The following is an 11,639-nucleotide window of genomic DNA, read 5'->3' on the forward strand; positions in this document are numbered from 1 at the left end:
CACCCCCGCGGCCCAGGTCGCCCCGGCCCCCGCCGAACGGCCGGCGGCGGCTCCTGCCACCGCCGCGCCCGCCGCCGGTTTTGCCGCCACCGCGTCCGCCGCTGGTCCGGCCATCGCCGCGCCTGCCGCTGGTCCGGCCGCCACCTCGGCCCCGGGTTCGCTCGCCGCGCGCAGCTCCCGTCCCGCGGCCAAGCCGCCGGTGCGCAAGCTGGCCAAGGACCTCGACATCGACCTGGCCACCGTGGTCGGCACCGGCCCGCAGGGCACCATCACCCGCCAGGACCTGTTGTCCGCCAACACAAACGGCGTCCCCGCCGCCGCGGCCGCACCCGCCCCTGTCGCGCCCGCCGCCACCCCGGCCGCCCAGCCCGCCTTCGACCCGGCCGCCCGCGAGGACCGCATCCCGGTGCGCGGGGTCCGCAAGCTCACCGCCGAGGCCATGGTGGCCAGCGCGTTCACCGCGCCGCACGTCACCGAGTTCATCACCGTCGACGTGACCCCGACCATGGAGCTGCTGGCCGAGCTGAAGACCAGCCCCGCCTTCGCCGGGGTCAAGCTCACCCCGCTGGCGCTGATCGCCAAGGCGCTGCTGCTCGCGCTGCGCCGCAACCCCTCGCTCAACTCGCGCTGGGACGAGGCGAACCAGGAGATCGTGCTCCCCCGCTACGTCAACCTGGGCATCGCCGCGGCCACCCCGCGCGGCCTGATGGTGCCCAACATCAAGGACGCCGACCGGCTCAGCCTGATCGAGCTGGCCAAGGCCCTCGGCGAGCTCACCCTGACCGCCAAGGACGGCAAGACCCCGCCTGCCGACCTGACCGGCGGCACCATCACCATCACCAACGTCGGGGTGTTCGGAGTGGACACCGGCACGCCGATCATCAACCCCGGCGAGGCCGCGATCCTGTGCCTCGGCGCGATCCGCAAGCAGCCGTGGGTGCACCGCGACGAGCTGGCGATCCGGCAGGTCACCACGCTGTCGCTGTCCTTCGACCACCGGCTGGTCGACGGCGAGCAGGGCTCGCGGTTCCTGGCCGACCTGGCCGCGATCCTGTCCGACACCCGCAACTTCGTCGCCTTCGGCTGAGTCGCGCGGGGACGGCGGAACGAACCGCTCCGCCGTCCCCGATCGTGCGATACTGGCACTGCTCCAACCGGGTGTCATAAGGGAAGGACGAGCGGAATGCCGTTCGTAGGCGTGTTCGGGCTGCTGCTGCTGGCCCTGTGGATCTTCTGCATCATCGACGTGATCCGCACGCCCGAGGGCGAGACCAACCACCTCCCGAAGATGCTGTGGCTGCTGATCGTGATCATCATCCCCACCGTCGGCTCGATCGTGTGGCTGGTGCTGGGCCGCCCGCAGGGCCTGCTCAGCAACGACGGCGGCGCCAGGGGCGCGAGCCCGAGGGCGGGCGGCCGATCCTCCGAGTACGACCGGCCGCGACGGCGCGTCGCGCAGAACCCGGATGACGACGAGGCGTTCCTGCGCAGCCTGCGCGAGCGGGTCGAGGAACAGCGCCGCGCGGCGCAGCAGAAGGACAAGAAGGAAGACGACCAGTAGTCGTGCTGCTGGACCCGGCCGACCGAGCCCGGGACCTGGACTGCGGCCGGTTCACCCTGCGCCGCCTCGACCCGGACGCCGACCTTGACCTGCTGCACGCCTGGATGAACGACCCCGAGGTGGCCCGGTTCTGGGAGCTGGCCAAGCCCCGCCCGAAGATCGCCGCCTACCTGCGCGCCCAGTCCGGCAACGGCTGGTGCGCGCCCAGCCTCGGCCTGCTGGACGAGGTCCCGATGAGCTACTGGGAGCTCTACGACCCGCACCGCGAGGGCCTGGCCGAGCACTACCCCGCCCAGCCCGGCGACGTCGGCCTGCACCTGCTCATCGGCCCCGGCTCGGCCCGCGGCCGCGGCCTTGGCGCGCCGCTGCTGCGCACGGTCACCGACTGGCAGTTCGCCCAGGACCGGCGGGTCCGCCGGATCGTGGCCGAGCCGGACGTGCGCAACCTGGCCTCCATCCGGGTGTTCGAGCGCGCCGGTTTCACCAGGCGCGGCGAGCTGGACCTGCCCGGCAAACGCGCCGCTCTCATGATCCGCGCCACCTGCTGAAGGCGATCCGGCCCGTCTAAGCTCAATCCGGGTGATCACGACGGAGGAGACGCGGATGGCGGAGCCGGAGCGCGGTGCCGATGCGGCCGCGGTGCAGAACCTGGTGCGCTGCTGGTTGCGGGAGTTCCCGGTGGACATCGAGGGCGAGGAGCTGACGCTGGCGCTGCCCAGCCTCGGGGTCAGCGTGCTGGTCCCGCTGGAGTACACCTCCGCGGTCGGCTGGCACCGTTTCGGCCCGGTCCGCCTGCACACCGGCGCCCGGCTGGACGCCACCACACTGGCCGCGCTGCTCTCCTTCGAGGCGGCCGCCCGCCGCCCGGACACCGCGGTGGACAACGCCGGGTTCGTCGGCCGAGTGGCCGACTCGCGCAGCCGGGTCGCCCGCCACCTCGCGGTGCGCGCCGGGATCGCCGAGGACGCCGAGCCGAACCCGTTCCTGCGCGCCGAACAGGCCGCCGTGCTCGGGCACCCGCTGCACCCCACGCCGAAGAGCCGGGAGGGCCTGAGTCCGGCGGAGACCGACGCCTACTCCCCCGAGCTCCGCGGCAGCTTCCCGCTGCACTACTTCGCCGCCGACCCCTCGGTGGTGGCCGAGGACTCCGCGCTGGGCCGCCCGGCGCACGAGCTGTTCGCCGAGCTCGCCGGCCCCGGGCTGCGGCTGCCGCCCGGCACCGTCGCGGTGCCCGCGCATCCCTGGCAGGCCAAGGAGATCCGCACCCGCCCCGGCATCCGCGCACTGCTCGAGGCGGGCCTGCTGCACGACCTGGGCCCGCTCGGCCCGCACTGGACGCCGACCTCCTCGGTGCGCACCCTGTTCCGCCACGACTCCCCGGTGATGCTCAAGTTCTCCCTCGGCATCCGGATCACCAACTCCAAGCGGGAGAACCTGCGCCCGGAACTGGCCCGCGGCCTGCAGGTGCACCGCCTGCTGGCGGCCGGCCTGGCCGAGGTGATCGCGGCCGCGCACCCCGGCTTCGGCATCGTCCGCGACCCCGCCTGGCAGGCCGTCAACGCCCCCGGCGAACCCGCCGAGAGCGGCCTGGAGGTGGTGGTCCGGGACAGCCCGTTCCGCGACACCGACCGGGTGGGCGTGGTCGCCGGGCTGATCGCCGAACGCCCCGACCAGCCGACCGGCCGCTCCCAGCTGGCCACCCTGGTGCACGAGCTGGCCGAGCGCACCGGCCGCCCGGTCGAGGAGATCGCGGGCGAGTGGTTCGACCGGTACCTGGAAGCGCTGATCGTCCCGGTGCTCTGGCTCTACGCCAGCCACGGCCTCGGCCTGGAGGCCCACCAGCAGAACACCCTGCTGGTGCTGGACGAACACGGCTGGCCGGTCGGCGGCCGCTACCGGGACAACCAGGGCTACTACTACTCCCAGACCCGCAGCCAGCGGCTGTACCGGTGGTTGCCGGACGTGGGCAAGGACCTCGGCACCTACTGCCCTGACGAGCTGATCGACGAACGCCTCGGCTACTACGTCGGCATCAACAACGTGCTCGGCATGATCGGCGCCCTCGGCTCGGCAGGCCTGGCCGACGAACGCGACCTGCTGGCCACCGCCCGCCGCACCCTGGCCCGCCTCTACGCCGAACACGGCGAGGACCTCCGGCTGGCCGCCCTGCTGCTGGACTCCCCGACCTTGCCCTGCAAGGGAAACCTGCTCACGCAGGCGCACGGCATGGACGAGCTGGTCGGCCCGCTGGAGCTGCAGTCGGTGTACGTGCCGGTGCCCAACCCGCTCGCGGTGCCGGGAGCCGTGGCGTGACCGCCTGGCGGGCGGCGGGAAAGGCGTTGGTGGCCAAGGCGATCGCCGAGTTCTGCTACGAGGAGCTGCTCACCCCGGTACCCGAGGCCGACCACTACCGCCTCGACTTCCCCGCGGCCACCTACACTTTCGCCGCCACCCGCGGCGCCTTCGGCGCATGGCGGGTCGAGGAGGACTCGGTGCGCCGCGCGCCGCGCAACGGCCCGCACCAGTCCGACCTCGGCCCCAGCTCGCCCGGCGGAAGCCTTGGCACGCCCGCCGAGGACCCGCTGCTCTTCCTCACCGACGCCCGCGCCGCCCTCGGCCTGGACGGCCCGACCACCGCCGAGGCGCTGCGCGACCTCACCGCCACCTGGACCGCCGACACCCAGCTGCTGGCCACCCTGCCCACCGCCGCGGGCCTGGCCGACCTGCCCTACGCCGAGCTGGAGTCCTGGCAGTCCGGCCACCCCTGCATCGTGCTCAACAAGGGCCGCCTCGGCTTCTCCGCCGCCGACGCCCGCCGCTACGCGCCCGAGCACCGCCAGACCTTCCGCCTGCCCTGGCTCGCCGTGCACCGGGACTTGGCCGCCTTCGCCGCGGTGCCCGGCCTGACCGCGGACACCCTGCTCGCCGAGGAACTGGCCCCGGAGACCCGCGCCGAGTTCGCCGCCCGCTTGGACCACGCCCGCCAGGAACAGGCCGAGCCCGCCGACGCGGCGGACTACGTGTGGCTCCCGGTGCACCCGTTCCACCTGGAGAACGCGGTGCGCCCGCTGTTCGCCCAGCAGCTCGCCGAGGGCAGTGTGGTCGAACTGGGCGAGGCCCCTGACCGCTACCGCGCGCTGGCCTCGGTCCGCACCCTGGTCAACGTCGACCACCCGGACAAGCACAACGTCAAGCTGGCGCTGCTGATCCGCAACACCCTGGTCTGGCGCGGCCTGCCCGCGGAGTCCGCCGCCCAGGCTCCCGAGATCACCCGCTGGCTGCACCGGCTGCCGCACCGCGACCCGTACCTGGCCGGCCGGATGGACCTGCTCGGCGAGGTCGCCTCGGTCGCCGTGCGCCACCCCGGTTTCGCCGCCGTGCCGGACGCCCCGTACCGCTACCACGAGCTGCTCGGCGCGATCTGGCGCGAACCCGCGACCGGCTACCTGACCGAGGGCGAACGCGCCCGCTCCCTGGCCACCCTGCTGCTCACCGGCGCCGACGGCCGCGCCTTGGTCGCCGAGCTCGTCGAACGCTCCGGCGCCGACCCGAGGACCTGGCTGGCCGCGTTCCTGCGCGCGGTGCTGCCCGGCCTGCTGCACGCCTTGCACGGCAACGGGATCGCCTTCTGCCCGCACGGCGAGAACACCCTGGTGGTCTACGGCCCGGACGAGCTGCCGCGGCGGATCATGCTGAAGGACTTCGCCGAGGACGTGAAGCTGCGCACCGAGGACCTGCCCGGCTACGCCGACCTCGCCCAAGCGGCCAAGGCGGTGCTGCTCCGGTGGCGGCCGGACCAGCTGGCGCACTCCATCCTGTCCGCCATGTTCACCGGCCACTTCCGTTTCCTCACCCCGATCCTGGACCGCCACCTCGGGGTCGGCGAGGACGAGTTCTGGGCGATGGTGCGGGCCGAGCTGCTCGCCTACCGCGCCCGGTTCCCGGAACTGGCCACCCAGCACGAGGAGTACGGCTTCACCGCACCGGAGTTCGACCGGGTCAGCCTCAACCGCGAGCAGCTGACCGGCGGCGGATTCCACGACCGCGCGGAGAAGGACGAGAACTTCGACGTCGTCCACCGCACCGTGCGCAACCCGCTCGCCGAGGTCACCGCGCCGTCGGCGTGACCAGGTCCGACCCGGACACGTACGCCATCGCCTCGACGAACTCCGGCAGCTGCATCCGCCGGTACACCTCGTCCTCCGGCAGGTCCTCGACCCGGGTGTGCAGCCACCACAGGTTGCCGAACGGGTCCCGGACCCGGCCCACCTTGTCGCCGAAGAACAGGTAGGTCATCTCGGTGACCGACTCCGCGCCCGCGGCCACCGCCTTGGCATGCACGGCATCGGCGTCCTCGAGGTAGAGCCGCAGGTGCGCCGGGGTCGCGGGCCAGTGCGGCCGGGAGTCGAAGAGCATCACCACGGAGTCGCCGATGCGCACCTCGGCGTGCCCGATCGCGCCGGTCTCCTCATCCTGCACCCGGCCCAGCTCGACCGCGCCGAACACCTCGGCCAGCCAGTCGATCAGCTCCGCGGTGTGCGGGCCGATGATCCACGGCGTCACGGTGTGGTAGCCCTCGGGCTGAAAGCTCTTGGCGGGGAACGGAACCGTCATCGTCATCTCCCTGGTCACCGGCGCTGGTCCGCGCCGCTGAGAACCAAGTTAAGGACCAAGTAGGAACGAATCGGTCCTAGATCGAGCCGGGTCTAGGATTTTCTTCCGTGGACCTGCCGCTTTCCGCCGGAGGCCGACCCGCGCTCGCCGCGACGGCCGTCCCGCCACACATCCGGGCCGACCTGCTCGCCCGCGCCGGTGATCCACTGGCGCCGGTCAGCGGCTACGTCTACGACCCCGCGGTGGCCGCCGAGCGGGTCCGCGCGCTGCGGGCCGCGCTGCCCGGCTGGGCCAAGATCTGTTACGCGGTCAAGGCCAACACCTACCGGCCGCTGCTGGCGGCGATGGCCCCGCACCTGGACGGCTTCGAGGTGTCCTCGGCCGCCGAAGCCGACCTGGCGCGGGAGGTGTCCCCGACGGCGCTGCTCGTCTCCTCCGGCCCCGGGAAGACCGTGCCGACGTTGAACAGACTGCTGCACAACAACATCGGCGTGGTCAACGTGGAGAGCCGGTTGGAGCTGGCCCGGCTGAACCAGGCAGCCGGACTGGCCGGGCGACGGGTCGCGGTGACCATCCGGGTCAACCCGAAGCAGGTCGAGGTGGCCGGTTCGCTGACCATGGGCGGCGCCGCCACGGTCTTCGGCCTCCCGGAGGATGAGGTCCCCGCGGCCCTGGCCGCCGCTGCCGCGCTGCCGAACCTGGACGTCGTGGGTTTCCACGTCCATGCCGTCTGTCAGAACATGGACGCGGCGGCCCACGCCGCCTATGTCCGGTGGTGCCTGGAGTGGAGCGCGGCGACGGCGGCCGAGCACGGTGTTGAGCTGCGCGCCGTCGGGGTGGGTGGCGGGATCGGGGTGCCCTTCGAGGGCGGTCCCGAGTTCGACACTATGGAGTTGTGTGAGCTGCTGGGTGCGATGGCGCCTCCTTCCGGGGTGGACGTGATCTTTGAGCCGGGCCGGTGGTGTGTCACCGACGCCGGGTGGTACGCGGCCGAGGTGGTCGACGTCAAACACGCCTACGGCACCTGGTTCGCCGTGCTGCGCGGTGGCATCAACCACTTCCAGCTGCCCACCTCCTGGGACATCCGGCATCCGTTCGCGGTGCTCCCGGTGGACACCTGGCCGGTGGACTGGCCGCGGCCGGAAGCGGTGGACGTGCCGGTGACCGTGGTGGGTGAGCTGTGCACGCCGGAGGACACGCTGGCACGGGACTTCCAGGTGTCGCGGGTGCGCGCGGGTGATCTGGTGGTGTTCCCGATGGCCGGTTCGTACGGCTACGAGTTCGCGATGCCGCACTTCCTCGGCCACCCGCCCGCCGAGCGGCGGGTGGTGCGCGGTCAGGCCAGCTGAGCCGGATCCAGGCCCAGCAGGTCGGACACGGCGCGTTCGCCTGCCGGGGTCAGGCGGACCGCGCGGCCGGTGCCGACTGTCTTGAGCCAGCCGCGGTCGCGGAACCGTTGGCACACTTGGGCTCCGGCCGCACCGGCTAGGTGGGTGCGGCGTTCGGTCCAGTCCAGGCAGGCCCGGACGAGCGGCCGTCCGGTCGGCGCGGACAGGTCGGCGCCCAGCTGCTCGGTGAGCCAGGTCCGGCCTTCGACGGTGAGGCCGAGGCCGTCGGCCGTGCTGAGCAGGCCTGCGGTGGTCATGGCGTCGGTAATCGCCACGCCGAGCCGACCGGCCAGGTGGTCGTAGCAGGTGCGGCCGCGGGCCAGGGCGGCCGCAACGGTGCTGGCGCGCAGGCTGGAGGGGCGCTGCGGGGCAGGGGTGAGGTGGGCAACGAGACCTTCCAGGAGTTCGGCGGTACGGGCGTCGGCGAGCTGCACGTACCGGTGCCTGCCCTGCCGGCGTTCGGTCAGCAGGCCGCCGGACAGGAGACGGTTGAGGTGTTCGGTGGCGGTGGAGGGGGCGACCTTGGCGTGCGCGGCCAGTTCCCCGGCGGTCCAGGCCCGGCCGTCCAGCAGGGCGAGGCAGATCGCGGCCCTGGTGGGGTCGGCGAGCAGGGCGGCGAAGGCGGCCAGCTCGGTCGAGGTCATGACCTCATTGTGCGGCCGGATGTTTCGGCCGCGACCGAAACGAACCGCGCCTAGTTTTCGTGTCATGCCTCCGATCGACGGCGAGTCCACTGTGGTCACGGAGCCCGCTGTGGTGCGGGCTGTGCTGATGGACCCACGCTATTTTGTGCCAACTTGGCACCGCCACCCTCGACCAGGTGAACCCGCTGTCGAGGCGAATATGGCCTGGTTACGGGCTTCCGTGGCCCGGTTCAGCGACGGTTCGGCGCATGGACGGCGGCGTTCCCTAGCATGTGCCGAGCTGGCACACGTACACACGATGGGGTTGTTCCGCTTGGCAGCGGCGAATCCGGCCGCTGAACCGGTGCTGGTGCTGGCTGAGGCCATGGGGCTGACCGGGGTGCGGGCCGCCGCCGTCGCGGCCGTGGCCAGGGCTTATCACCCGCACACGGCGGCCGGGGCGACCCCGGAGACCGATCGCGCGGTGGCGGAGCTGGTCGAGTGCTGCGGCGGGACCGCCGATGAGCGCACCGCGGCCCGGATCTGCCTGCTGGTGCAGGCTTCCGCGGCGACCGCCGCCCTGCGCGCGGCGGTCCAGGCGCACGGCTCGGTCGAGGCCGCGCTCCGGCTGGCTCCACCGGTCCCGCACACCAGGCGGATCGGCCAGGACGGCGCGGAGCTGCTGCTCGAGCTCGGCGGCGACCTGGCCTTCGGCGCGGGCCCGCACGCCTGTCCCGGCCGCGCCCACGCGCTCGCCCTGGTGGCGGGCCAACTCGGAGAGGACTGCCCATGACCACCGCCTTCCACGCCCTGCACGCGGGCCCGGAACCCTTGCTCCTGCCCAACGCCTGGGACTTCGGCTCCGCCGCGATGCTGGCCGGGGCCGGTTTCGCCGCGGTCGGCACCACCAGCCTCGGCGTCGCGGTCGCCGCCGGGCTGCCGGACGCCCAGGGCGCCGCCCGCGCGGAAACCCTTGCCCTGGCCCGGTTGCTGACCCGGCTGCCCTGCCCGGTGACGGTGGACATCGAGGCCGGGTTCAGCGCGGACCCGGCCGAGGTCGGCGCGCTGGCCGCGGAACTGGCCGGGCTGGGGATAGCGGGCATCAACCTCGAGGACGGGCGCTATGCTGGCCTGGCTGATCCCGGACAGCAGGCCGAGTTGATCAGCGCGGTGCGGGTGGCGGCACCAGGTCTGTTCCTCAACGCGCGCACCGACACCTACTGGCTCGGCACGGGCGACCTCGCGGAGACGCTGCGGCGGGTGCGCCGCTACGTCGAGGCGGGTGCGGACGGGGTGTTCGTGCCCGGACTCACCGAGACCGCGGACATCCAGCGGCTGGTCGGCGAGACCGGGGCACCGGTGAACCTGTTGTTCGTGCCAGGGCGACACAGCCTGGCTGAGTTGGGCGAGCTCGGGGTGCGCCGGGTGAGCACCGGGTCCCTGCTGTTCCGCGCGGCGCTGCGGACGGTGGTGGACACGGCGGCCGCGGTGCGCGACGGCGGCCCGATCCCGGCGGTGCCCGGCTATGCCGAGGTCGACCGGCTCACGGCAGGGTGAGCCCGATGAGCTCCTTGGCCGCGACCGCGGTCAGCTCCCGGGTCGCCCGCTCGGCCGTAGCCGCGTCCTCGCCGGTGCTGATCATGCTGACCATGGTCGTTCCCGGACCGTTGCGGGCCAGGTAGGCGTAGCAGAACAGGTGTTTCTCGCGGTCGGAACGCCGGTTGACCGCGCAGTAGCCGAACGCGGCGTCCACCCCGGGCGGGGTGGCCAGTTCCGAGTCGTGGACGAACTGGAAGTCGCCCCGGTTCCGCTCCTGCCAGGCGCCGCAGGTCCCGGTGGCGTGCTCGCGCGCCTCGGCGATCAGCCGCTCCGCCAGTCGTCCCTGGTAGAGGTGGGTGGAGTTGACCGTCCAGCTGTTCGGCATCCGCGGATCGTTCTCGGTCACCCAGCTGCGCTGGTAGCTGACCGTGGGGCGGGTGCTGAGGTCGCGCCCGCACCCGGTCAGCGGACCGGTGTCGATGTGCTGTTCGTGGAACCGGCGCAGGCCGCCGAGGTCGTCCACGCTGTCCATGGGCGCCACCGCCTGGAAGGTCAGGTGGCGGAACTGGCTTTGCTGGTCAGGGGAAAGACTGGTGGTGACGGTGGTGGCAGCCGGTGTTGCCGGGGTGGCACAGGCAGCCAGTAGCACGGGGAACAGGATCAGGAATGGCAGCAACAGCGGATAGGCACGCACGGGTCCTCCAGGTGTCAGGGCAGGGTCGCTGAGGTCAGCCGCTCGGCGAGCTTTCGCGCGAGTTCGGTCGCCGTCCGGTCCAGATCCGGGAAGCGGGTCAACATGACCGAGCTCACCATGCCGCTGCGCGGACCATTGCGGGCGAACAAGATCCGGCATATCGGCTGGAACCCGGTCACGGACCACTCGAAGCAATAGCCGTAGGACTTGCTCACCCCGGCCGGCACCGGCACGGTGAGCTCGCGCAGCAGCCGCGGTACGCCCCGTGTTGGATCCTCTTGCTCCGGACAGACCTCCCGCGTCCGCTGCTTGATCTGCTCCAGCGCCTGGTCAGCCACCGGTTCGGCGAAGGCGAAGGCCTCGCTGCCCACCCAGCCGGTCTTCAGGCTCCACTCCCGGCCATGTCCGTCCAGCGGCGTCTGATCCAGCCGGAACCGGCAAGCGGGCATGGCGAGGTCGGCCACGGGGCGCTCGACGATCATCTGCTGGCCGAGCAGTTCGGCCCTCGGCAGGGCGTCGGGGGCCAGCACGGACTCCACCGCCTGCCCTCGCAGCAGGCGCAGCTCGGCCACAGTGAGCGGTCCGCTCGCTGGCGGCGCAGCGCTGGCACACCCGGTGAGCAGCGCGAATCCGAACAGCAACGCCGACATCCGGTGCCATCGACTCATTGTTCCTCCCCAGTTTGAGCGTTCGCTCAATATGAAAGCAGTTCTTAAGCGATTGCTCAAGTCTCAGCGAGCGTGATCGGCTGGCCGGACCGCGAGCAGAGGAGCTGGGGATGGTTGAAGTCGGGCCGCTTGGCGAGCAGGAGCGCGACGCCTGGCAGGAGTTGTTCCGCGGCTACACCGAGTTCTACCAGCGGGTGATGCCGCAGGAGGGCTACGACCGGGCCTGGCGGGAGTTCCGCGAGGGCGCCAGGATGCACGCGCTCGGCGCGCGGATCGACGGCCGGCTGGTGGGCATCACGCACTTCCTGGTGCACCCGAGCACCTCGTCAGCGGATGTCTGCTACCTCCAGGACCTGTTCACCTCCCCCGAGGCGCGTGGCCGCGGGGTGGCGCGGGCGCTGATCGAGGCGGTGGTGGACTGGGCGCGGGAACGGGAGTGCGCGCGGGTCTACTGGCACACCCAGGAGACGAACGCGACCGCGCGGCGGCTCTACGATCAGGTGGCGCTCAACAAGGGGTTCATCCAGTACCAGGTGCCGCTGGACTAACCGC

At 72.4% G+C, this 11,639-nt stretch carries 13 protein-coding genes; 9 read left to right on the forward strand and 4 right to left on the reverse strand.

Going from position 1 to position 11,639, the window contains the following annotated elements:
- The 5 genes from ACWDY5_RS32025 to ACWDY5_RS32045 all read left to right on the forward strand — a co-directional run.
- The coding region (locus ACWDY5_RS32025) for a dihydrolipoamide acetyltransferase family protein (RefSeq protein ID WP_449725878.1) at positions 1-1,087 on the forward strand (1,087 nt) is incomplete at its 5' end.
- A 96-nt stretch (positions 1,088-1,183) separates the two neighbouring features.
- Positions 1,184-1,561, forward strand: coding sequence for a PLD nuclease N-terminal domain-containing protein (locus tag ACWDY5_RS32030; RefSeq protein ID WP_449725879.1), 378 nt, complete (start codon positions 1,184-1,186; stop codon positions 1,559-1,561).
- A gap of 2 nt (positions 1,562-1,563) precedes the next feature.
- Positions 1,564-2,109 carry a GNAT family N-acetyltransferase gene (locus ACWDY5_RS32035; RefSeq protein ID WP_449725880.1) on the forward strand — a complete coding sequence of 182 codons (546 nt, stop codon included), beginning with the start codon at positions 1,564-1,566 and terminating at the stop codon, positions 2,107-2,109.
- A 31-nt stretch (positions 2,110-2,140) separates the two neighbouring features.
- Positions 2,141-3,874 (forward strand): IucA/IucC family protein, encoded by a 1,734-nt coding sequence (locus ACWDY5_RS32040; protein ID WP_449725881.1) that lies wholly within the window; start codon positions 2,141-2,143, stop codon positions 3,872-3,874.
- Positions 3,871-5,688 carry an IucA/IucC family protein gene (locus tag ACWDY5_RS32045; RefSeq protein WP_449725882.1) on the forward strand — a complete coding sequence of 606 codons (1,818 nt, stop codon included), beginning with the start codon at positions 3,871-3,873 and terminating at the stop codon, positions 5,686-5,688. Before ACWDY5_RS32040 ends, ACWDY5_RS32045 begins: the two co-directional genes overlap by 4 nt.
- On the opposite strand, the gene ACWDY5_RS32050 is transcribed toward ACWDY5_RS32045, so the two are convergent.
- Entirely contained in the window at positions 5,669-6,175 is a 507-nt protein-coding gene (locus ACWDY5_RS32050) for a VOC family protein (RefSeq protein ID WP_449725883.1), read from the reverse strand. The genes ACWDY5_RS32045 and ACWDY5_RS32050 overlap by 20 nt on opposite strands.
- Before the next feature lie 107 nt (positions 6,176-6,282).
- On the opposite strand from ACWDY5_RS32050, the gene ACWDY5_RS32055 reads away from it, so the two are divergent.
- On the forward strand, positions 6,283-7,524 hold the full coding sequence (locus ACWDY5_RS32055) for an alanine racemase (protein WP_449725884.1): 1,242 nt from the start codon (positions 6,283-6,285) through the stop codon (positions 7,522-7,524).
- On the opposite strand, the gene ACWDY5_RS32060 is transcribed toward ACWDY5_RS32055, so the two are convergent.
- Positions 7,512-8,207 (reverse strand): ArsR/SmtB family transcription factor, encoded by a 696-nt coding sequence (locus ACWDY5_RS32060; RefSeq protein ID WP_449725885.1) that lies wholly within the window; start codon positions 8,205-8,207, stop codon positions 7,512-7,514. The genes ACWDY5_RS32055 and ACWDY5_RS32060 overlap by 13 nt on opposite strands.
- A 298-nt stretch (positions 8,208-8,505) precedes the next feature.
- On the opposite strand from ACWDY5_RS32060, the gene ACWDY5_RS32065 reads away from it, so the two are divergent.
- Both ACWDY5_RS32065 and ACWDY5_RS32070 read left to right on the forward strand, forming a co-directional pair.
- Positions 8,506-8,979 carry a hypothetical protein gene (locus ACWDY5_RS32065; RefSeq protein WP_449725886.1) on the forward strand — a complete coding sequence of 158 codons (474 nt, stop codon included), beginning with the start codon at positions 8,506-8,508 and terminating at the stop codon, positions 8,977-8,979.
- The gene (locus ACWDY5_RS32070; protein WP_449725887.1) at positions 8,976-9,743 is read left to right on the forward strand and encodes an isocitrate lyase/PEP mutase family protein; all 768 of its coding nucleotides are present in this window, start codon (positions 8,976-8,978) and stop codon (positions 9,741-9,743) included. The genes ACWDY5_RS32065 and ACWDY5_RS32070 overlap by 4 nt, the downstream gene beginning before the upstream one ends.
- Here ACWDY5_RS32070 and ACWDY5_RS32075 read toward each other — a convergent pair.
- Positions 9,730-10,419 (reverse strand): hypothetical protein, encoded by a 690-nt coding sequence (locus tag ACWDY5_RS32075; RefSeq protein WP_449725888.1) that lies wholly within the window; start codon positions 10,417-10,419, stop codon positions 9,730-9,732. The genes ACWDY5_RS32070 and ACWDY5_RS32075 overlap by 14 nt on opposite strands.
- Positions 10,420-10,433: 14 nt before the next feature.
- Positions 10,434-11,087, reverse strand: a complete 654-nt coding sequence (locus ACWDY5_RS32080) for a hypothetical protein (RefSeq protein WP_449725889.1) — start codon at positions 11,085-11,087, stop codon at positions 10,434-10,436.
- A gap of 110 nt (positions 11,088-11,197) precedes the next feature.
- On the opposite strand from ACWDY5_RS32080, the gene ACWDY5_RS32085 reads away from it, so the two are divergent.
- Positions 11,198-11,635: a GNAT family N-acetyltransferase gene (locus tag ACWDY5_RS32085; RefSeq protein ID WP_449725890.1), complete on the forward strand. Its 438-nt coding sequence runs from the start codon at positions 11,198-11,200 to the stop codon at positions 11,633-11,635.
- Positions 11,636-11,639 lie beyond the last annotated feature (4 nt).

The sequence above is a fragment of the Crossiella sp. NPDC003009 genome (assembly GCF_053591555.1).